This is a genomic window from Kocuria tytonicola, assembly GCF_003687175.1.
Taxonomy (GTDB): domain Bacteria; phylum Actinomycetota; class Actinomycetes; order Actinomycetales; family Micrococcaceae; genus Kocuria; species Kocuria tytonicola.
Genome location: NZ_RDEX01000001.1, coordinates 1,232,381 through 1,252,588 on the forward strand (window position 1 = coordinate 1,232,381; position 20,208 = coordinate 1,252,588).

19 protein-coding genes and 1 other RNA gene are annotated in these 20,208 nt (G+C 71.0%); 10 read left to right on the forward strand and 10 right to left on the reverse strand.

The genetic code is table 11. The annotated features are described in order from the left end of the window. Positions 1–2: 2 nt before the first annotated feature. Positions 3–974: an ATP-binding cassette domain-containing protein gene (locus EAE32_RS12145; protein ID WP_341537795.1), complete on the reverse strand. Its 972-nt coding sequence runs from the start codon at positions 972–974 to the stop codon at positions 3–5. Between the two features lie 260 nt (positions 975–1,234). Here EAE32_RS12145 and ssrA point away from each other — a divergent pair. Together ssrA and EAE32_RS05595 are read left to right on the forward strand one after the other, a co-directional pair. Then, positions 1,235–1,602: a transfer-messenger RNA gene (gene ssrA / locus EAE32_RS05590) on the forward strand. A gap of 236 nt (positions 1,603–1,838) precedes the next feature. Continuing rightward, complete coding sequence (locus tag EAE32_RS05595) at positions 1,839–2,654, forward strand: DUF4190 domain-containing protein (RefSeq protein WP_124035161.1); 816 nt, start codon at positions 1,839–1,841, stop codon at positions 2,652–2,654. 110 nt (positions 2,655–2,764) lie between these two features. Here the strand turns inward: EAE32_RS05595 and hisN are convergent, their stop codons facing one another. Genes hisN through EAE32_RS05615 form a run of 4 tightly spaced genes read right to left on the reverse strand, consistent with a single transcriptional unit; the run spans position 2,765 to position 6,585 of the window. Beyond that, complete coding sequence (gene hisN / locus EAE32_RS05600) at positions 2,765–3,565, reverse strand: histidinol-phosphatase (RefSeq protein WP_121864417.1); 801 nt, start codon at positions 3,563–3,565, stop codon at positions 2,765–2,767. 4 nt (positions 3,566–3,569) lie between these two features. After that, positions 3,570–4,685 (reverse strand): ribosome small subunit-dependent GTPase A, encoded by a 1,116-nt coding sequence (rsgA, locus tag EAE32_RS05605; RefSeq protein ID WP_121864418.1) that lies wholly within the window; start codon positions 4,683–4,685, stop codon positions 3,570–3,572. A gap of 4 nt (positions 4,686–4,689) precedes the next feature. Beyond that, the gene (gene aroA, locus EAE32_RS05610) at positions 4,690–6,033 is read right to left on the reverse strand and encodes a 3-phosphoshikimate 1-carboxyvinyltransferase (RefSeq protein ID WP_121864807.1); all 1,344 of its coding nucleotides are present in this window, start codon (positions 6,031–6,033) and stop codon (positions 4,690–4,692) included. Between the two features lie 15 nt (positions 6,034–6,048). Then, a complete protein-coding gene (locus EAE32_RS05615) occupies positions 6,049–6,585 on the reverse strand; it encodes a DoxX family protein (RefSeq protein WP_121846860.1) in 537 nt (178 codons plus the stop codon). Between the two features lie 210 nt (positions 6,586–6,795). Between EAE32_RS05615 and EAE32_RS05620 the strand changes: the two genes are divergently transcribed. Together EAE32_RS05620 and rsrA are read left to right on the forward strand one after the other, a co-directional pair. Then, positions 6,796–7,473 carry a sigma-70 family RNA polymerase sigma factor gene (locus EAE32_RS05620; protein ID WP_121846863.1) on the forward strand — a complete coding sequence of 226 codons (678 nt, stop codon included), beginning with the start codon at positions 6,796–6,798 and terminating at the stop codon, positions 7,471–7,473. A 4-nt stretch (positions 7,474–7,477) separates the two neighbouring features. Next, a complete protein-coding gene (rsrA, locus tag EAE32_RS05625) occupies positions 7,478–7,744 on the forward strand; it encodes a mycothiol system anti-sigma-R factor (RefSeq protein WP_121846861.1) in 267 nt (88 codons plus the stop codon). An 83-nt stretch (positions 7,745–7,827) separates the two neighbouring features. Here rsrA and EAE32_RS12170 read toward each other — a convergent pair whose 3' ends face one another. The 3 genes from EAE32_RS12170 to EAE32_RS05640 all read right to left on the reverse strand — a co-directional run bounded on the left by EAE32_RS12170 (position 7,828) and on the right by EAE32_RS05640 (position 12,599). Further along, positions 7,828–7,902: a 50S ribosomal protein bL37 gene (locus EAE32_RS12170; protein ID WP_098054049.1), complete on the reverse strand. Its 75-nt coding sequence runs from the start codon at positions 7,900–7,902 to the stop codon at positions 7,828–7,830. A gap of 164 nt (positions 7,903–8,066) precedes the next feature. Continuing rightward, positions 8,067–8,666, reverse strand: a complete 600-nt coding sequence (locus EAE32_RS05635; protein ID WP_121864419.1) for a GDSL-type esterase/lipase family protein — start codon at positions 8,664–8,666, stop codon at positions 8,067–8,069. Positions 8,667–8,801: 135 nt separating this feature from the next. After that, positions 8,802–12,599, reverse strand: a complete 3,798-nt coding sequence (locus EAE32_RS05640) for a multifunctional oxoglutarate decarboxylase/oxoglutarate dehydrogenase thiamine pyrophosphate-binding subunit/dihydrolipoyllysine-residue succinyltransferase subunit (RefSeq protein WP_121864420.1) — start codon at positions 12,597–12,599, stop codon at positions 8,802–8,804. 262 nt (positions 12,600–12,861) lie between these two features. On the opposite strand from EAE32_RS05640, the gene EAE32_RS05645 reads away from it, so the two are divergent. From EAE32_RS05645 to EAE32_RS05660, 4 genes are all read left to right on the forward strand, one after another. Next, entirely contained in the window at positions 12,862–14,319 is a 1,458-nt protein-coding gene (locus EAE32_RS05645) for a GuaB1 family IMP dehydrogenase-related protein (protein ID WP_121864421.1), read from the forward strand. 204 nt (positions 14,320–14,523) lie between these two features. Then, a complete protein-coding gene (locus tag EAE32_RS05650) occupies positions 14,524–15,504 on the forward strand; it encodes a metal ABC transporter solute-binding protein, Zn/Mn family (protein WP_121864422.1) in 981 nt (326 codons plus the stop codon). Between the two features lie 4 nt (positions 15,505–15,508). Then, entirely contained in the window at positions 15,509–16,363 is an 855-nt protein-coding gene (locus EAE32_RS05655) for a metal ABC transporter ATP-binding protein (RefSeq protein ID WP_121864423.1), read from the forward strand. Further along, on the forward strand, positions 16,360–17,292 hold the full coding sequence (locus tag EAE32_RS05660; protein WP_121846681.1) for a metal ABC transporter permease: 933 nt from the start codon (positions 16,360–16,362) through the stop codon (positions 17,290–17,292). The genes EAE32_RS05655 and EAE32_RS05660 overlap by 4 nt, the downstream gene beginning before the upstream one ends. Before the next feature lie 7 nt (positions 17,293–17,299). Here EAE32_RS05660 and EAE32_RS05665 read toward each other — a convergent pair whose 3' ends face one another. Next, positions 17,300–18,265, reverse strand: a complete 966-nt coding sequence (locus tag EAE32_RS05665) for a diacylglycerol/lipid kinase family protein (protein WP_243635596.1) — start codon at positions 18,263–18,265, stop codon at positions 17,300–17,302. Then, entirely contained in the window at positions 18,262–18,708 is a 447-nt protein-coding gene (locus tag EAE32_RS05670) for a Fur family transcriptional regulator (protein ID WP_121846682.1), read from the reverse strand. Before EAE32_RS05670 ends, EAE32_RS05665 begins: the two co-directional genes overlap by 4 nt. A 240-nt stretch (positions 18,709–18,948) precedes the next feature. Here EAE32_RS05670 and EAE32_RS05675 point away from each other — a divergent pair, with 240 nt between their 5' ends. Next, a complete protein-coding gene (locus tag EAE32_RS05675; protein ID WP_121864424.1) occupies positions 18,949–19,611 on the forward strand; it encodes an MBL fold metallo-hydrolase in 663 nt (220 codons plus the stop codon). Between the two features lie 115 nt (positions 19,612–19,726). Further along, positions 19,727–20,158 carry an HIT family protein gene (locus EAE32_RS05680; RefSeq protein WP_121864425.1) on the forward strand — a complete coding sequence of 144 codons (432 nt, stop codon included), beginning with the start codon at positions 19,727–19,729 and terminating at the stop codon, positions 20,156–20,158. The last annotated feature ends 50 nt before the right edge of the window (positions 20,159–20,208 follow it).

Genomic DNA, 20,208 nt, shown 5'->3' on the forward strand with positions numbered 1-20,208 from the left:
TGCTAGTCCTTCACGGCGGCTCGCAGCCTCTTCAGCTGCTCCTGCTCGTCCCGGTAGGTGCGCTCCCAGCGCTCGCGGGCGTCCAGGCGGGACAGCACGTACTGCGAGTAGGTGCCGCTGAACCGCGTCACGCCGATTCCGGTTCCGGTGCCGTCGCCCACGAGGTCCGCGGTCTCCGTGTGCGGGCGCGGTGCCGGGTCCAGGTCCACGAGCGAGCCGACGGTGGCGTCCAGGAACGCGCGGTCGTGGCTCGCGAGCAGCACCGGGCCGTGCCACGCGCGCAGCGTGGCGGAGACGTAGTCGATCGCGGTGTCGTCCAGGTGGTTGGTGGGCTCGTCCAGCAGCAGCACGTCCGGCGCGGACAGCAGGGTCCACGCGAGGGACAGCCGGGCCCGCTGCCCACCGGAGAGCTGCGCGGTGCGGCGGTCCCGGGGGATGCCGCCCAGCCCGAGCGCCTCCAGCGTGGTGGCCATGGCGGTGTCCACGTCCCACGCCCCGCTGCGCTCCGCGGCCTCGAGGGCGTCGGCGTAGCGCGTGCTCGCCCGTTCGTCCTGCGGTGCGGCGGACAGGGCGCGGGCGGCGTCGTCGACGGCGCGAGCTGCCTCACGGGCGGGCCGCACCGCAGCCTCCACGGCCTGGGCCACGGTGTCCTGTGGCGCGAACGGCGGCTCCTGGTGCAGCAGACCCACGCGGGCGTCACCCCCGCCGGGGACGACGGCGCGCACGGTGCCGGCGTCTGGTGCCCACAGACCCGCGAGGATGCGCAGCAGGGTGCTCTTGCCGGAGCCGTTCTCACCGATCAGACCGGTGGGTCGCCCGGCGGTGACCGTGAAGGACACGTCCGTGAGGACGCGGTGGGTTCCGAACGAGGCGGACACCCCGTCCACCGCAAGATGCGCTCCGGTGGGAGCAGCGCTGCGGGCGGGGCGGGTCCCGCCTCCGGGCACGGGGGAGATGTGGTGGGAAGAGTTCATGGGAGTCCTCTGATGGTCACGGTCCCCGCCGGGCAGCGGCCTCGGGCGCGGGCATTCGGAAGGACTCATCGGGACATGGCCCCCACCGTAGGGCACGGGGTGGGAGAGGACAAGGCCCCGGTGCGACGGCGACCGGCCCGGATGGTACGGGCTGTCCGGCGGGGCTGTTGACGCGCGGGCGCGAGCGGACGTACGCTTGGTTGTCCACGATGCAGTTAGAGAACGTTTCGCTGAGTGGATGCTCATTGAAAAATGAATACGGGGATGATCGGTTTCGACGATGTGAGTTGAGACAGGGGAAGCGGGCCGAGGATGCAGAGTCATCTCGTCAACGCTCTCTGCAAGAACACAAGTGCCAAATCCAAGCGCACTGACTTCGCTCTCGCTGCGTAAGTAGCCCGAGCAGTCTGTCAGCCCAGGTACACCTTCGACCTGGAATCTGACATCAGCTAGAAGGTCACTGCTCTGGACGTACGTCACGGACGTCCAGGGGACTTCTACGTGACTGAGTCCGGCGGCCACTCGTGTGCGAGATGGCCGGGACTGAGAAACCTGCCAGCACACTGCGCCCGGAGAAGCCCTGACAATGCTGCATCGGACGGGGGTTCAATTCCCCCCATCTCCACCCCGGGATGTCCTCGGACATCCGTGAAACGCCTCGGACCGCTCGGTCCGGGGCGTTTTTCACATCCTGGATGCCGGGTCACCGTCTCCGGGTCGTCTCCCTCCAGTCTCTTTCCGGTGCGCCTCCGGGACGGGGCGGATACTCCTCGGCGCGCGGTCACGAAACCCGTGGGACACATCCGGGTCTGTGGGAGACTGAACGCGGAGAACCAGCACTACGAGCGAAAGGCACTCATCCTCATGAGCGAACGCCCCCACGAGCCGTCGGGCTCGTCCTCGGCCTCGGACCGCGAGCAGCCGCAGTACGGTCAGCGTGCCCAGGACGGCACCTCGGACACCACCCGTGAGCAGCCGCAGTACGGTCAGGCCACGTGGCCGGACCAGTCCAGCCCGGGACACGGGCAGCAGTCCGCCGACGGCTATGACAGATCCGGCCAGGGCTACGGGAACCATGGGTACGGCACCCAGAACTACGGCACCCAGGACCACGGTGCCCAGGGGTACGGCACCTACAGCCAGGGGAACCAGGGCTACGGTGTGCAGTACGGCCAGGAGAACCAGTCCGGCACCGGCTACCCCACGCACTACCAGAACGACGACTCCCAGCAGGCCTACGGGAACCCGGGCTACGGCGCCCAGGGCTACGGGAACCAGGGGTACCCGGCCCAGGGCTACAACGGCCAGGGCTACCCCGGCTACGACCAGGGCCCCGTTCCCGGCAAGGGTCTGGCCATCGCGTCGCTCGTGCTGGGCATCGTGGGGATCCTGACGTTCTGGTTCGCGGGTCTGGGTGGCCTGCTGGGCCTGGTGGGCCTGGTGCTCGGCATCATCGGGCTCGTGAAGCTCCGCAAGACCAGGCGGGAGTCCCCGGCCCTCGCCATCGTGGGCATCGTGCTCTCCGCCCTGGCCCTGATCGGAGGGGCTTTCATGGCCGCCGTGATGTTCTGGGCCGTCGGCCTGGCGGGTGACTGCGCGCAGTACGTGGAGCAGGGTGACCAGACGCAGTACCAGCAGTGCCTCAACGACAAGCTGGGCGTGGACACCCCCAACACCTGAGATCCCCGCACCGCGTCCCGCCTGTCGGGAGAGCTGTGCGCGCTCGTGGGAAGAGCCCGTTTCCACCGTTCCAGTGGTGACGGGCTCTTCGCGTGTCCAGGCGGGGCGCCTCAGCCCTCGCGGGTTCCGAGGACGTCGAGGGCGGCGTCGTGCAGCTGCCCGTTGCTGGCCAGGGCGTTGCCGCCGAACGGCCCGTCCTGGCCCGCGAGGGAGGTGAACCGGCCGCCGGCCTCGGTGACGATGGGGACCAGGGCGGCCATGTCGTACAGATTGAGCTCGGGCTCGCACGCGAGGTCCACCGCGCCCTCGGCCACCAGACAGTAGGACCAGAAGTCGCCGTACGCGCGGGTTCGCCACATCCGGTCCGTGAGGTCCAGGAAGCGGTCCCGGATGCCCAGCTCGTTCCATCCGCCCAGGGAGGAGTAGGAGAGGGAGGCGTCCGCGAGGGTGGCCACGGAGGACACCGAGAGCCGCTGCGCCTGGGAGAGCGAGCGGCCCGTGAACGCCCCGGAGCCGGACGCGGCCCACCACCGGCGGTTGAGCGCGGGGGCGGAGACCACGCCCACCACCACCTCGCCGTCCTCGACCAGTCCGATCAGAGTGGCCCACACGGGCACACCGCGCACGTAGTTCTTGGTGCCGTCGATCGGGTCGACCACCCACTGCCGACCGCCGGAGCCGGTGGTGCCGAACTCCTCGCCGATCACGGCATCACGGTTGCGCACCCGCCCCAGCTGCCCCCGGATCACCTGCTCGGCCTCGCGGTCCGCGTCCGTGACGGGGGTGAGGTCCGGTTTGGTGTCCACGGTGAGGTCCTGGGACTTGAACCGCTTCATGGTCAGGCCGTCCACGGAGTCCGCGAGGATGTGGGCCAGGCGGAGGTCGTCCGTGTGGTTGCTGGGTGCGCGCATGCGTCTACGTTATCGCCTGTCCGAGCCGCTTTTCGCTGTCCCCGCCCTGCATCACCCCGCGCAACGCCGCCAGCAGACGCCGCAGGGACTCGAGCCGTTCGGGGGCGGCCGGGGAGGCCTCCGGGCGGCGGACCCAGGCGTCCAGCGCGCAGCCGGGGGAGTCCGCCGTGTGCAGGCACCCCCGGGGGCAGTGCGCGGTGGCGGGCACCAGGTCCGTGAAGGAGTCCAGCAGGTTCTCCTCGCTCACATGCGCCAGCCCGAGAGAGCGGATCCCCGGGGTGTCCACCACCCAGGTGCCGGGGCGGGTTCCGGGCACGGTGAGTGCCAGCGCGGAGGACGAGGTGTGGCGGCCGCGCCCCGTGACGTCGTTGACACCCCCGGTGGCGCGCTCGGAACCGGTCAGGGCGTTGACCAGGGTGGACTTGCCCACGCCCGAGGGCCCGAGGAACACGCTGATGTGCCCGTCCAGCAGCTCCCTGAGCTCCGCCAGGGACTCCTCGGAGATGGCCAGGGACTCCTCGTGCCGCCCGGCCTCCGGGCGCTCACCGCGCTCGGTGGCCCGCTGGGTGCTGATGGTCAGCACGTCGAGGTCGTGGAGGTGGGACAGGAACTCGGTGGGATCCGCGAGGTCCGCCTTGGTCATGCAGACCACCGGGGTGATGTCCGCGTCCCAGGCGGCCACGAGCCCACGGTCCACGAAGCCCGTGCGGGGGGTGGGAGAGGCTGTGGCCAGCACCAGCACCAGCCGGTCCGCGTTGGCCACGATCACCCGCTCCACGGGGTCGGTGTCGTCCGCACTGCGCCGCAGCACGGTGGTGCGGGGTTCGATGCGCACGATCCGGGCGAGGGTGTCCGGGGCTCCGGTGACGTCCCCCACGACCCCCACGAGATCACCTGGAACGATGGGCTGCCGGCGCAGCTCCTTCGCCCGGACGCACAGCACGGTGCGCGAGTCCGCTCTGTCCTCGTCCGCCACGCACGTGTACCGCCCCCGGTCCACGGCCACCACACGGGCGACCACCGCGTCCTCGTGTGCGGGGCGCTGCTTGGTGCGGGGGCGGGAGCCGCGCTTGTTGGCGCGCACGCGGACGTCCGACTCGTCCCAGGTTCTGCCGGCCATGACCTCAGTGGTCCCCGGCCACGAGGTCCGCCCAGAGCTGCGGGAACTCCGGCAGCGTCTTGGCGGTGGTGCCGATGTTCTCCACCAGGATCCCGGGCACCCGCAACCCGAGGATCGCCCCGGCCGTGGCCATGCGGTGGTCGTGGTAGGTGTGGAACTGCCCGGCGTGCAGGGGCGCGGGCTGGATCTCCAGACCGTCCGCGGTCTCCCGCACGCTGCCGCCCAGCCCGTTGAGCTCGGCACTCAGCGCGGCGAGGCGATCCGTCTCGTGACCGCGCAGGTGGGCGATGCCGCGCAGCCGGGAGGGCCCGGAGGCCAGGGCGCACAGGGCGGCCACCGTGGGGGCGAGCTCGCCGGCCTCGGAGAGGTCAAGGTCCACCCCGCGCAGCCGTTCCGGGCCGGTCACGGTGAACACGCCGTCCCGCACGTCCACCCGGGCTCCGAACCGCGGCAGGATGTGACGCCAGTGGTCACCGCCCTGGGTGGTGTGCGCGGGCCAGTCGGGAACGCTCACGGTGCCACCCGTCACGACGGCGGCGGCGAGGAAGGGCCCGGCGTTCGAGAGGTCGGGTTCCACGGTCACGTCCAGGCCGGGCACGGCGCCGGGCTGCACCCGCCACTCGTGGTCGCCCGTCCGTTCCGCGGCAATCCCTGCGTCCCGCAGCACGGCGAGCGTCATCTCCACGTGCGGCAGGGACGGGACGCCGCCCGCGGTGTCGTCGTGGCGCAGCACCAGCGGTGCCTCGAAGCGCACCGCGGACAGCAGCAGCGCCGAGACGAACTGCGAGGAGCCGCTCGCGTCGATGGTGACGGTTCCCCCGGCCACGGAGCCGCCGCCGACGACGCTCAGGGGCAGGGTGCCCCGGCCCTCGTCCACGACCTGGACGCCGAGCTGGCGCAGCCCCTCGAGGACGGGGCCCATGGGGCGGACCCGCGCGGCGGCGTCGCCGTCGAAGTCCGCGGTGCCCGAGCACAGCGCGGCGAGCGGGGGGACGAAGCGCATGACGGTCCCGGCCAGCCCGCAGTCGATGCGGGCCCGGGAGGTCAGGACGGGGTGGGGGGGCAGGGGCTCAACGCGCAGGTCCGGGCCGAAGGGGCCGGGGTCGGGCAGCGGGGTGACGGTGGCGCCGAGCTCGCCCAGGGCGGAGATCATCAGGGCGCTGTCACGCGAGTGCAGCGGCTTGCGCACCACCGACGGCTCCGCGGCCAGTGCCGCGAGCACCAGGTACCGGTTGGTCAGGGACTTGGAGCCGGGAACGGCCACCGTCCCGCTCACGGGCGAGCCGTGGGGGAACGGGGCCGGCCACGGGGCCGGGTCCTGCGGGTGCGACAAGCCGCTGCGCGTCACGTGGGGCACCGGGACCTAGAAGGAGACGGCGTTCTGCACGGCCTTCTCGGCCTCGCCCAGCTTCTTCCTGGTGTCCTTGCCGACCTTCACCGCGTTCTTGCGGACGTCGTCCGCGAGGTGGCTCGCGCGCCACGCGAGGGACGGGTTGCCGGAGGTGTCCACCGCGGCGATCATGACGCCGCCCAGCAGGGACACGTTCTTGAGCAGGCTCGAACGGCGGGCGGCCTTGCCCTCAGCGGTGGAGGCGTCCGTGGAACGGTACTGGGTGTAGCCGTTGAGCGCGGTGGTGCCCAGCAGCACGGTGGACGAGAGGCGGGGCAGCTTGCTCACGGCCAGCAGGGAGGCGGCACCCACCTGGGCGGCCGCGAGGCCCTGGGCCACGACGGCGCGGTTGGCGGTCAGCGGGCGCAGCTGGGGGGCGGCGCTCTCCACGGCCTTCAGCACGGGGTCCAGCTGCCGGGCGGTCGCGGACGAGTTGCGGAACGCGTCCACACCGCCGGCGATGAAGCCGGTGGCGAGCAGCGGGCGGGCGAGACGACGAACAATGCTCATGGTGCTCCTCCTTACACTCCCGGCATCTCCGGGAAGGCATGCTCTCCATCCTATCGGCCGGTGGTGACGCGCGGAGGCGGGAATAGTCCCGCGAGCGGTGCGTGTTACCCGGGTGGACAGAAGCACCGCACGTGCGCGGTGGCACGGCGACGACCCGGTGGAAGGTGGCGACGGCTCGGCATGACGGCACCCGCCCTAGACTGGGACGTGATGAACGATCAGCGAACTCACGATTCCCGGACCGTGGAGCACCCGGAAGAGGTGCCCGCCGGCGAGGAGTCCACGCAGCAGCGGCGCGAGCGCTTCGAGCGCGACGCCATGCAGTACGTGGACCAGCTCTACGCCGCGGCCCTGCGCATGGCGCGCAACCCCTCCGACGCCGAGGACCTGGTGCAGGAGGCCTACACCAAGGCGTTCTCCGCGTTCCACCAGTACAAGCCGGGGACCAACCTTAAGGCGTGGCTGTACCGGATCCTCACGAACACGTACATCAACCTGTACCGCAAGCGGCAGCGCGAACCGCGCCAGGCCAACACGGACACCGTGGAGGACTGGCAGCTGCACCGGGCGGAATCCCACACCTCCACCGGGCTGCGCTCCGCGGAGGTCGAGGCCCTGGACCACCTCCCGGACTCGGACGTGAAGCGGGCCCTGCAGGAGCTGCCGGAGGAGTTCCGGCTGGCGGTGTACTTCTCGGACGTGGAGGGATTCGCGTACAAGGAGATCTCCGAGATCATGGACACGCCCATCGGCACCGTGATGTCCCGGTTGCACCGCGGCCGCAAACTTCTGCGCGAGAAACTGGGCGACTACGCCCAGGAACGAGGATTTGACACGTCCAAGGCCCAGAAGAGGGCCAAGGGCGCACCGGCGAAGGATCGAGGCTGACACCATGACGGAGAAACCGTGCAGCAACGGCTGCACCGATGAACGTATCCAGCGGATCTACGAGTACCTGGACGGTGCCCTGACCACCGAGGACCTCGAGGAGATCCACGCGCACCTCACCGGGTGCACCGAGTGCGAGCGCGAGTACAACCTGGAGTGCGTGATCCGCTCCGTCATGAAGCGCTCCTGCTGCGAGAGCGCCCCGGAGGACCTCAAACGCTCGATCCTGGCGCGCATCGACGCGCAGTGCGGGGAGCACCCCGCCGCCTGACCCCGTGCCGCCGGCACGGCCCCGGACAAGCAGAACGCCCGCAACCAGACTGGTTGCGGGCGTTCCGTGGTTCGTGCAGAACGTCAGGAGTTGGGCCGCTTGCCGCGGTTGGCCGAGTTCTTGCGACGATCCTTGCGCTTACGTCCACGCTTGCTCATGATGTACCTCCTGCAGTGATTGGCTGGGACATCGTCCGCCAGTATCTCACACTCTGCGCCCCTCCCGGACCACCGTGGACGGCCCGGCGGCCGCCCCTGGCGGTGTCGATCCATGCCCTCGGCCACTGCGCGGGGACCTCTGCCGTGCGGGGCCGGGGAGGGGATCAGCGGGGCTCGGGCAGCTGAAGCCAGTCGTACCAGCCGCGGTGCAGCACGAGCCAGGCCATGAGCCCGTAGCCGGCCTGGCCGGGGTTGCCGTGGTTGGCTGCCAGGTCCTTGCGCCACTGCTCGTGGTGCTGCAGCGGGTTGAAGGTGTCCACGTACACGTGGTTGCGCCGTGTGGTGACGTCACCGTAGGCCGCGGAGAGGTCCGCGATCTTCCGGTTGCGCTGCGGGTCCAGAGTGGGGGGAGGGCCCACCACCAGCACCTTGACGTTGTTCTGGGTGGCCTGGTCCACGATGTTGGCCATGTTCAGCCGGGACCGGGCGGACGTGATGCCCAGGTCGATGTCCAGCGCGGAGGGGGCGATCACGAGCCGGTTGTCGCACGCGGGGTCGAAGCGGCGCACGGCCTCGTCGAGCCAGCGCTCGTTGAGGGTTTCGCTGCCCTCACCGGGTGCCGCGAGGTTGTAGGCGTCCACGGGGACCACGTCCCGGGGTGTGCGGGCCATGACACGGCCGAACCAGCCGAGGGCACGGGGGTCGTCCACCCCGGCCAGCAGTTCGTCGCCCACGGCCACAATGCGGATCCTGCGCTGGTCCACTCTTCAACATCCTTCGCTCTGCTCATGTGCCCCGGGGGCCGTCCTGAGACGGCCCCCGGGCGGGTCAAGATCCGGCCGCTGCGGCCGGCGGGTGCTCCCGGCCGTGGGGGGACGGCAGGGAGCACCGGTGACGGGTCACTCCCCGCGGTCGAACGCCTGCTGCACGAGGGTCTCCAGCTCGGCGGAGTGGCGCTTGGAGGAGCCGTTCGCCGGGGACGCGGAGGCGGGGCGGGAGGCCAGGGTCACCTGGCGGTCCAGCTGCGGCACCAGGTTCACGGCCATGAACGGCCACGCCCCCTGGTTCGCGGGCTCGTCCTGCGCCCAGATGATCCGGGCCTGGGGGTAGCGCGCGAGCTGCTCCTTGATCTCCTCCGCGGGCAGCGGGTAGAGCTGCTCCACCCGGACGATCGCCGTGGAGTGGTCGTCGGACTTCTTCCGCTGGGTCTCGAGGTCGTAGTACAGGCGCCCGGAGACCAGGATCACGTCCGTGACCTTGGAGTCGTCAAGGTTCGCGACGTCCGGGATGACGGTGCGGAAGTTGCCCTGCGTGAACTCCTCCACCGGGGAGGCCGCGGCCTTCAGGCGCAGCAGCTGCTTGGGTGTGGCCACGACCAGCGGGCGGCGCGGCCGGGAGTAGGCCTGGCGGCGCAGCAGGTGGAAGTGGTTGGCCGGGGTGGAGGGCTGGGCCACGATCATGTTCTTCTCCGCGCACAGCGCGAGGAAGCGCTCGATGCGCGCCGAGGAGTGGTCCGGGCCCTGACCCTCGAAGCCGTGGGGGAGCAGCAGCACCATGTTGGAGCGCTGACCCCACTTCTGCTCCGCCGAGGAGATGAACTCGTCCACGATGGTCTGCGCACCGTTGATGAAGTCGCCGAACTGCGCCTCCCACACGGTGAGCGCCTCGGGGCGCTCCACGGAGTAGCCGTACTCGAAGCCCAGCACCCCGTACTCGGAGAGCAGGGAGTTGTAGATGGAGAACCGGGCCTGGTCCGCGGAGAGGTTGTTCAGCGGGGTCCACTCCGCACCGTTCTCGGCGTCGAAGAACACGGCCTGGCGCTGCGTGAAGGTGCCGCGGCGGACGTCCTGCCCGGACATCCGCACGGGCACGCCGTCCATGAGCAGGGAGCCGAAGGCCATGAGCTCGCCCATGCCCCAGTCGATGCCGCCCTCGCGGGTCATGTCCCGGCGCTTCTCCGCGAGCTTCTTGAGCTTGCGGTGCATGGTGAAGCCCTCGGGCATCTCCACGTAGGCGTCGCCGATGCGCTGGGCGGCCTCGGGGGAGATCGCCGTGGACTTGGGAACGGACACCCCGGAGTCCGCCTGCTGGGCGGAGGGACGCTCGATGTTGGCGATCGCGGCGGCGTCGCCGGTGACCAGCGGGACCGTGGAGTTCTGGGCCTCGTGGGTCTCCGCGAACACCCGCTCCAGGCGCTCCTGGTAGTCCTTGAGCGCGCGGTCCGCCTCCTCCTGCGTGATGTCCCCGCGGCCCACGAGGTTCTCGGTGTAGACCTTGCGGGTGGAGCGCTTTCCGTCGATCAGCGAGTACATCAGCGGCTGGGTCATCGAGGGGTCGTCGCCCTCGTTGTGCCCGCGGCGGCGGTAGCACACGAGGTCGATCACGACGTCGTGGTGGAACCGCTGGCGGTACTCGAAGGCGAGCTGCGCCACGCGGGCCACGGCCTCGGGATCGTCCGCGTTGACGTGGAAGATCGGCGCCTGCACGGTGCGGGCCACGTCCGTGGAGTAGGTGGAGGTGCGCCCCGCGGAGGGCGCGGTGGTGAAGCCCACCTGGTTGTTGACCACCACGTGGATGGTGCCGCCCACGGTGTAGCCCTCGAGACCGGACATCTGCATGACCTCGTAGACGATGCCCTGGCCGGCCATGGCGGCGTCGCCGTGGACCTGGATGGGCAGCACGGGGAACTCGCCGTTGCCCTCGGGCCCGGCGCCCAGCACGTCGGTCTTGGCGCGGGCGATGCCCTCGATCACGGGGTCCGCGGCCTCCAGGTGGGAGGGGTTCGCGGCCAGGTACACCTGGGTCTCGTTGCCGTTGTCGGACGTGAACACGCCCTCGGTGCCCAGGTGGTACTTGACGTCGCCGGAGCCCTCGGAGGCGCGCGGGTCCTGGCTGCCCTCGAACTCGCGGAACACCTGCGCGTAGGACTTGCCCGCGATGTTCGTGAGCACGTTCAGGCGCCCGCGGTGGGCCATGGCGATGCCCACCCCCGCAAGGCCCGCGTCCGCGGCGTCGGAGATGATCGCGTCCAGCAGCGGGATCAGGGACTCGCCGCCTTCCAGGGAGAAGCGCTTCTGACCCACGTACTTGGTCTGCAGGAATGTCTCGAAGGCCTCGGCCGCGTTGAGCCGCTCCAGGATGTGGAACTGCTCCTCGCGGGCGGGCTTCTGGTAGTCACGCTCGAGCTTGGACTGGAACCACTCGCGCTGCTCGGGCTCCTGGATGTGCATGTACTCCACGCCCACGGTGCGGCAGTAGGCGTCCCGCAGCCGCCCCAGGATCACCCGCAGGGTCAGCAGGCTCTGCCCGCCGAAGCCGCCGGTGGGCCACTCGCGCTCCAGGTCCCACAGGGTGAGGCCGTAGGTGCGGATGTCCAGGTCCGGGTGCTTGCGCATCACGTACTCGAGCGGGTTGGTGTCCGCCATGAGGTGCCCGCGCACACGGTAGGAGTGGATCAGCTGCTGGATCCGGGCGACCTTGTTGATCTCGATCTCGGGGTTGACCTGGTTGTCCACGGCCCAGCGGACGGGCTCGTAAGGGATGCGCAGGGCCTCGAAGATGCGGTCGTAGAAGTCGTCCCCGCCCAGCAGGTAGTGCTCCACGAGCTTGAGGAACTCGCCGGAGCCGGCGCCCTGGATCACGCGGTGGTCGTAGGTGGAGGTCAGGGTGATGACCTTGGAGACCGCGTTCTGGGCAATGGTGCGGGGAGAGGCTCCCTTGTACTCGGCGGGGTAGTCCAGGGCGCCCACGCCGATGATGCACGCCTGGCCCTTGGACAGCCGCGGCACGGAGTGCACGGTGCCGATCCCGCCCGGGTTGGTCAGCGAGACCGTGGTGCCGGAGTAGTCCTCCATGGTGAGCGCGCCGCTGCGGCCGCGCTTGACGATGTCCTCGTAGGAGGTCCAGAACTCCTGGAAGGACATGGTCTCGGCGGCCTTGATGCTGGGCACCACCAGGTTGCGGGAACCGTCCTTGTTCGGGATGTCGATCGCGATGCCGAAGTTCACGTGCGCCGGGTGGATGGCCGCGGGCTTGCCGTCCGAATCGTCGTAGATGACGTTCATGGACGGGAAGTTGGACAGCGCCCGGATCACGGCGTAGCCCACCAGGTGGGTGAAGGAGACCTTGCCGCCACGGTTGCGCGCCAGGTGCGAGTTGATCACCATGCGGTTGTCGATCAGCAGCTTCGCCGGCACGGCCCGCACGGTGGTGGCGGTCGGGACGGTCAGGGACGCGTCCATGTTCGCGGCCACGGCCTTGGCGGGTCCGCGCAGCTTCACCACGGTGTCCTCGGCGGGCTTCTCCTTGGCGGGAGCGTCCCCCTTGCGGTCCTCCGGCTGGGCGCGGATGGGGCGCTTCGCGGCGGAGCCCTCTGCGGTGTCTGCTTCGCTGTCCACGCCCTCGGGACGTCCTTTCGCCTTGGCGCCGGTGGCAGCGGGAGCCGGTGACTCGGCCCGCTCCGGCGTGCTGCTGGTCTTGGTGCCCGCCGCGGCCGGTGCCTTGGTGGTCGCCGCGGCGGCGGTGGAGGCCTGGGCGGCGGGGGCGGAGGCGTCGTCGCCGTCCATCTGTTCGAAGATGGGCCACCACTTCTTGTCCACGGAGCTCTTGTCCGCCCGGTATTTCTCGTAGAGCTCGTCCACGAGCCATTCGTTGCCGGCAAATTCTTCGGGGATAAGGTGATGCGGCTGGTCTGGCACGAGTGATACGCCTCTTCCGTGTGTACTGGTGTCCCGGGTGGCGAGCTGGTCCTCGCGGCCCCTGTGTGGTTCCCACGAGCCTACTGCCGGGGGAGCCGTCGCCGGTCTTCGCGCATGCAAAGCCGTACCGGCTTGCCAGTCTAGTGAGGCGGCTCGGAGCGTGCCACCTATCATGCGCGGGCGAGCGGGGCTCGACGCCGCTGGGCCGGGCGCGGCCGGCCCCGCACCGTGACCCGGGGCACAGCCCGTAGACTGGCTCCTCGTGCGCTTCCTGACGACTCCCACCACGGACCTCACCTACAACGACGTCTTCCTGGTGCCCTCGATGTCCCGTGTCACCTCCCGGTTCGACGCGGACCTCTCCCCGGCCGACGGCACCGGATCCACCATTCCGCTCGTGGCGGCCAACATGACCGCGGTGACCGGACGACGCATGGTCGAGACCATGGCCAGGCGGGGCGGGCTGGGAATCCTCCCGCAGGACATCCCGCTGGACGTGATCGCGGAGGTCGCCTCGTGGGTCAAGTCCCGCTCCCCGCGCTGGGAGACCCCGGTGGTGCTGCACCGCTCGAACACCGTGCACGACGCCCTGGGGATCATGCACAAGCGACCTCACGGGGCCGTGATCGTGGTGGACGAGGACGAGCGCTACGTCGGGACGGTGCTGGACACGGACTGTCGGGACGTGGACCGGTTCACGCAACTGGGGGACCTCGCGCGCAACGACGGCCCGCGGCTCCAGGAGAGCGAGTTCCCCGAGGACGCCGGAGCCGACGCCCTGCGCGCCGCGTACGAGACCCTCTCCGACGCCCGGGTGGGCTCCGCCCCCGTCCTGCGGGGCGGGAAGGTGGCGGGCATCGTCACGCGCCAGGGGCTCGTGCGCTCCACCATCTACACCCCCTCCCTCGACGCCTCCGGACGGCTGCGTGTGGGGGCCGCGGTGGGGATCAACGGGGACGTCTCCGCCAAGGCCGCCCGGCTGCTCGAGGCGGGCGTGGACGTCCTCGTGGTGGACACGGCCCACGGCCACCAGCTCAAGGCGATGGAGGCCGTCGCCGCCGTGCGCGCCCTGGACCCGGACGTCCCTGTGGTTGCCGGCAACGTGGTCACGGCGGACGGTGTCCGGGACCTCGTCTCCGCCGGCGCGGACATCGTCAAGGTGGGTGTGGGACCCGGTGCCATGTGCACCACGCGGATGATGACGGCGGTCGGTCGCCCCCAGTTCTCGGCGGTCGTCGAGTGCGCCGAGGCCGCAGCGGACCTCGGGGCGCACGTCTGGGCGGACGGCGGGGTGAAGCACCCGCGCGACGTCGCCCTGGCCCTGGCGGCCGGCGCGAGCCAGGTGATGGTGGGGTCCTGGTTCGCCGGGACCCACGAGGGCCCGGGGGAGATCAACGTGGACGCGAACGGACGGGCCTACAAGGAGTCGTTCGGCATGGCCTCGGCACGGGCGGTGCGCCACCGCACCCTCGGAGAGGACCGCTTCTCCCGCGCCCGCAAGGCCCTGTTCGAGGAGGGGATCTCCAACTCCACCATGTACCTGGACCCGCAGCGCCCCGGTGTGGAGGACCTTGTGGACCACATCACCTCGGGGGTGCGCAGCTCCATGACGTACGCGGGTGCCACGTCCCTGCAGCAGTTCTCGGCGCGCGCCGTGGTGGGGATCCAGTCCGCCTCCGGCTACGACGAAGGCAGGCCCCGCTCCGAGTCCTGGAGCTGACCCCGCGACTCTGGTCCGGCCATGGCGGCCCCGGCGGACCGTGCCCGGGCGCCCGGCACGGGCGGTGACGTTCCCGCGGGTGGTCGCCCTCCACATTCTCATCACGCGGCTAGATGAGAATCGTTCATGATATGCTCGCGCCCGACTTCATGACACTGATTCTCAACGGCTGTGGCCGGGAGTTCGAGGAGGGGGACCACGCCCATGACCGCACCACGCACGAGACGATCCGCAGCCCGAGGCACCGTGGCGCTGGGGGCGCTCGCGGCCCTCGTCCTCACGGGGTGCTCCGCCCCGGGCGGCGCGCAGGGCTCGGGGGACGGCGGGGGATCGGGCAAGATCCACGTGGTGACCTCCACGAACGTGTACTCGGACCTCGCCGCACAGGTGGGCGGTGACAGGGTGGAGGCCACCCCCGTGATCGACTCGGGCGCCCAGGACCCCCACTCCTACGAGGCCAGCCCCCAGGACCGGCTGACCGTGGAGAAGGCGGACCTGCTGGTGCGCAACGGGGGCGGCTACGACCAGTTCATGACGGACCTCGCCCGGGACGGCCAGCACGTGGTGGACGCCGTGGCGGTCTCGGGTCTGCAGTCCGAGCAGGAGAAGGATGCCGCGGAGCACGAGCACGCCGGGCACTCGGAGGAGGGCCATCATCATCACCACGCTGGTTTCAACGAGCACGTGTGGTACGACGTGGAGAGTATGGCGAAGGTCGTGGAGCGGATCGGCCAGCAGCTCGGCGAGGTGGACCGGGACAACGCCCAGTACTACACGGACAACGCCCAGCGGGTGAAGACCGAGCTGGACTCCCTGGACGCGAAGGTGGAGGGGCTCGGTGCCACCGGCGGCTACGTGGCCACCGAGCCCGTCCCCGGATACCTCCTGGAGGACGCCGGTCTGCACGACGACACCCCGGCGGAGTTCACCGAGGCGATCGATGCCGGGACGGATGCCCCGCCCGCCGTGCTCAACCAGACGCTGGGCCAGGTGAAGGACGACCACGTGAGGCTGCTCGCGGTCAACAAGCAGACCGCCACGGGCCAGGCGGACCGGCTGCGCTCCGCGGCCCAGGAGGCCGGCACCCCCGTGGTGGAGTTCAGCGAGACCGTGCCGGAGGGTCAGAACTACCAGCAGTGGATGGCCGAGAACGTGGACCACGTGGCCGAGGCCGTGAAGAAGTAGGGACATGCAGACAGAGACAGCGAGCGGCGTCGTGCCGGGCGGGCGAGCCCCGCAGGGCCGGCCCGTGATCCGGCTCTCGGAGGCCTCCCTCGCGTTCGGCGAGCGCACCCTGTGGTCCGGCCTGAACCTCTCGGTGGCACCGGGGGAGTACTTCGCGGTGCTCGGCTCCAACGGCACGGGCAAGACGAGCTTCCTCAAGGTGCTCCTGGGGCTGCTGCCGCTCACGAGCGGCACGGTGAGCGTGAACGGCACGCGTCCGCGCGCTGCGGCCTCCCGCGTGGGCTACGTCCCGCAGCAGCGGGGCTTCCCGGCGCGCACGCCGCTGCGCGCGAAGGACCTCGTGGCCCAGGGGGTGGACGGGCACCGCTGGGGAATCCGGACGCATCCCCGCCGCGTGCACCGCCGCGTGGCCGAGCTGCTCGAACGCGTGGGTGCCAGCGAGTACGCGGACGCCCCCGTGGGCCTGCTCTCGGGCGGTGAGCAGCAGCGGCTGCGGATCGCCCAGGCGCTCGCGGCGGACCCCACCGTGATGCTGTGCGACGAGGCCCTGCTCTCCCTGGACCTGCACCACCAGCACGTGGTGAGCGAGCTCGTGCACGAGCAGCGCGAGCGCACCGGGTGCGCCGTGGTGTTCGTGACGCACGACGTGAACCCCATCATCGGGCACGTGGACCGGATCCTGTACCTGGCCAACGGCTCCTTCCGCATCGGCACCCCGGACGAGGTGCTGCGCTCGGACGTGCTCTCCGAGCTGTACGGCACGCACATCGAGGTGCTGCGCAGCAACGGCCGGATCCTCGTGGCCGGCCGCCCGGACAGCACCCACCACACCGACTCCCCGGAGGAGCTGATCCCGTGATCACCGCCGCCCTGGACGTGGGCTCCTTCCTGGACTCCGTGTTCGTCTTCGACAACTACGGCGAGCTGCTCGCGCTCCTGCGCAACTCCGTGTGGGCCGGCGCGGTGCTGGGTCTCGTGGGCGGACTCGTGGGAACGTTCGTGATGATGCGGGACCTCGCCTTCGCCGTGCACGGCATCGCGGAGCTCTCCTTCGCGGGGGCCGCCGCGGCGCTGCTGATCGGCGCGGACGTGGTCACCGGGTCACTCGTGGGCTCGGTGCTCGCCGCCCTGATCATGGGGTTCACGGGTCTGCGTGCCCGGGAGGGCAACTCGTTCGTGGGGGTCCTCATGCCGTTCGGGCTGGGGCTGGGCATCCTGTTCCTGTCCCTCTACGAGGGCCGCTCGTCCAACAAGTTCTCGCTGCTCACGGGGCAGATCGTCTCGGTCTCGTCCCTGCAGCTGACCTCCATGGTGGTGCTCTCCGCGGTGGTCCTGGTGACGCTCGTGGGGGTGTGGCGTCCGCTGACCTTCGCGAGCACGGACCCGCTCGTGGCGCAGGCCAAGGGGCTGCCCGTGCGCGGGCTGTCCATCCTGTTCATGGTGCTGCTCGGCATCTCGGTGGCGCTGTCCGTGCAGATCGTGGGCTCGCTGCTCGTGCTCGCCCTGCTGATCACCCCCGCCGCCGCGGCCATGAACCTCACCGCGAGTCCCCTGCGCACCGTGGTGCTGTCCGTGGTCTTCGCGGAGCTCGCCATGGTGGGCGGGATCCTGCTCGCCCTGGGCGGGAGCATCCCCATCAGCCCGTACGTCACCACCATCTCGTTCGTGCTGTGGCTCGTCTCCCGAGCCGTGCGCGCGGTGCGGGAGCGGACGTCGTCGTACGGGCGCACCACGACGACGCCGCACGGTCGGTCCCGCGCGTCCGTCACCGGGCCCGCCCGCCCCTGAACCGGGCTCAGAACAGGACGCGCAGCGCGGCCGGCAGGACCGTGAGGGACACGGGAAGCGGGCCGAGCCGCTCGCCGTCGCCGTACGCCGCGTCCCGCGCGGGATCCGACGCGGCGCCGTCGTCGAGGGCCACCGTGGCCGAGACGGCGGGCGCCACGCGCACCTCGGGCAGCGCCTCGTGCGTGCGCAGCCAGAGCCGTGGCACGCAGCGCAGGAACCGCCCGATCCCCACGTCCGAGACCATGAAGAGGTCCGCGGCACCGTCCGTGGCGCTCGCCCGGGGGACGATGGTGAAACCGCCGCCGACCGACGAGGTGTTCGCGAGCGTGAGGAACGTCAGCATGCGGGCCGTCGCGTGGCCCGTGCCGTCCGGCGCCGTCCAGCTGAGGTCGTAGCGCCGGGCCCGCAGGCTCACGACGTCCAGGGCAAGGGCCACCGCGTACTTGGCCGACGAGCGGATCCGGGACCAGCGGTTGGCGCGCGCGTTGATGCGCGCGTCCAGACCCAGGCAGACGGCCGTGGCGCAGACGTGCTCGGTGCCGTCCGCGCAGCGCACGGCCAGGAGGTCCATGGTGTGTGGCGCGGACTCGAGACCGCGCAGCACTCGCCCCGCCGCGCGCTCCACGTCCCGGGTGGGCAGACCCGCGTGCCGAGCGAGGTCGTTGCCCGAGCCCGCCGGGACCAGTCCGAACGGCAGCGCCACACCCTGTTCGGCAAGCGCGTGCAGGGCCTGCAGCACGAGGTGGACCATGCCGTCCCCGCCCACGGCGACCACGGCGGCGGTGCGCAGTGCACGGGAGCGCAGGTGCACGGCGAGGGTGTGGGTGAGCTCCGGGGCGGTGTCCGCGGAGATCGGGACGGGGTGCAGCCCGCCGGCCCGCAGGATGCCTGCCGCGCGGTGGCACGCGTCCCGGGCTGCGGCGGAGTGGGGCCGGTGGACGAGCAGGACCTCCCGGGGCCCGGAAGGGATCACCGGGAGGACTCGGTGGCGTCCCCGGCGGCGGCCCTGCGGCGGCACTCCGCGCAGATCCCGGAGATCTCCACCGTGTGGTCCACGTCCACGTACCCGTAGCGCCGGGCGGTGGCGTCCGCCCAGGTCTCGATGTCCGGGGACTCGAGCTCCACGGCGGCACCGCAAGAGCGGCACACCAGGTGGTGGTGGTGGTGCTGGGCCTCGCAGCGCCGGTAGATGGCCTCGCCGTCCGCGTTGCGCAGGACGTCCACCTGCCCCAGCTCCGCCATGGACTGCAGGATCCGGTAGGTGGTGGCCAGCGACACGGACTCGCCCTCGTCCTTGAGCAGCCGGTGCAGCTCCTGCGTGGAGATGAAGTCCTCGAGCCGCTGCAACGCACCGGTCACGGCTCGGCGCTGCTTGGTGTTGCGAACCTCCACGGGTTCGGTGGTCCTGGTGCTCAACCCCGGCGTCCTTTCCGCAAGTGGGCGTTCGTCCCATGTTAACGCGGCCGGTGCCGTGCCGTGTTCCGACGCCGGTCGGTGCGGTTCGGAGCCGGAGGCGGGGGTTCAGTGCCGACCGGCGAGGTCCCTCGGGCGGGGCGCAGCCCTCACGCGCTAGTCCAGGGCGGCTCCCGGGCCGCACTCGTCCTGCGATGCTCCCGCCCCTGCCCACCCGTTCCGGTCTGCGGCTAGGGTGGCACCATGCTGCTGACCAAGTTCACCCACTCGTGCGTGCGCCTGGAGAAGGACGGCGCGGTGCTGGTGCTCGACCCCGGGACGTTCTCGGAGGTCGAGGAGGCCCTGGACGGTGTGGACACCGTGCTCGTCACGCACGTTCACCCGGACCACTGCGACGTCGAACGGCTTGGCGCAGTGCTGCGCGCCCGTCCGGAGGTCCAGGTCCACGCACCCGAGGCGGTGGTCGCGGAGCTCGTTGAGCGCGTGGTCCGCCCGCAGCGGCTGCACACCGTGGTGGCGGACTCCGAGTTCACGGCGGGGCCGTTCCACGTGCGGACGTACGGCGGTCAGCACGCGCTCATCCACCCGCTGATCCCCACGGTGGCCAACGTGGGCTACGTGGTGGACGACGCCGTGTTCCACCCGGGCGACTCGTTCACCGTGCCCCACGGGCTGACCGTCCCCACCGTGCTGGTCCCGCTGCACGCGCCGTGGTCCAAGATGGCGGAGGTCATCGACTTCATCGTGGCCACGCGTGCCACCCGGGTGCACCAGATCCACGACGCCCTGCTCTCCGAGACGGGGTTGCAGGTGGTCGAGAAGCAGGTGGCCCACTTCGCAGGCGTCTACGGCACCGAGTACCAGCACCTGGCACCCCGCGAGAGCGTGGAGCTCCCCGCGGTCTGAGCGCAGTCCGCGGCCGGAGCGCACGGCGCCGCGGCACGTCCCCTCGGGGCACGCACTGCGCACGACCACACGGGTGCGGGAACCGCCCGCGCCCCTCCCACCGAAAGGACCCGTCATGAGTTCAGTGTTCACCAGGATCATCGAGGGCGAGCTGCCCGGGCGCTTCGTCTGGGCGGACGAGCAGTGCGTGGGCTTCCTGTCCATCCAGCCGCTCGCGCAGGGGCACGTGCTCGTGGTTCCCCGCCAGGAGGTCGACGCGTGGGTGGACCTGCCCGTTGCGCTCGCCCAGCACCTGATGACCGTCTCCCGGAGCATCGGCAGGGCCGTGGACGCCGCGTTCCAGCCGAAGCGGGTGGGGCTGATGATCCAGGGCTTCGAGGTGCCGCACACGCACCTGCACGTGTGGCCCACCAACTCCATCGAGGAGTTCGACTTCGCGAACGTGGACCAGGACCCGGACCCCGCGGTCATGGAGGAGTCCGCCCGCCGGATCCGTGAGGCGCTGCGAGCCCAGGGCCACCAGGCCGAGGTGCCGCAGCAGGACTGAGCAGCCGACGGTGGCGGGCGGCAACGCCCCTGAGCGCTCCCGGGACGGGA

Bases quoted from the DNA above. Each gene is read 5' to 3' on its own strand.
- EAE32_RS12145 (WP_341537795.1), bottom strand. From the start codon at position 974: ATGAACTCTTCCCACCACATCTCCCCCGTGCCCGGAGGCGGGACCCGC.
- EAE32_RS05595 (WP_124035161.1), top strand. From the start codon at position 1,839: ATGAGCGAACGCCCCCACGAGCCGTCGGGCTCGTCCTCGGCCTCGGAC.
- hisN (WP_121864417.1), bottom strand. From the start codon at position 3,565: ATGCGCGCACCCAGCAACCACACGGACGACCTCCGCCTGGCCCACATC.
- rsgA (WP_121864418.1), bottom strand. From the start codon at position 4,685: ATGGCCGGCAGAACCTGGGACGAGTCGGACGTCCGCGTGCGCGCCAAC.
- EAE32_RS05615 (WP_121846860.1), bottom strand. From the start codon at position 6,585: ATGAGCATTGTTCGTCGTCTCGCCCGCCCGCTGCTCGCCACCGGCTTC.
- EAE32_RS05620 (WP_121846863.1), top strand. From the start codon at position 6,796: ATGAACGATCAGCGAACTCACGATTCCCGGACCGTGGAGCACCCGGAA.
- rsrA (WP_121846861.1), top strand. From the start codon at position 7,478: ATGACGGAGAAACCGTGCAGCAACGGCTGCACCGATGAACGTATCCAG.
- EAE32_RS05650 (WP_121864422.1), top strand. From the start codon at position 14,524: ATGACCGCACCACGCACGAGACGATCCGCAGCCCGAGGCACCGTGGCG.
- EAE32_RS05655 (WP_121864423.1), top strand. From the start codon at position 15,509: ATGCAGACAGAGACAGCGAGCGGCGTCGTGCCGGGCGGGCGAGCCCCG.
- EAE32_RS05675 (WP_121864424.1), top strand. From the start codon at position 18,949: ATGCTGCTGACCAAGTTCACCCACTCGTGCGTGCGCCTGGAGAAGGAC.
- EAE32_RS05680 (WP_121864425.1), top strand. From the start codon at position 19,727: ATGAGTTCAGTGTTCACCAGGATCATCGAGGGCGAGCTGCCCGGGCGC.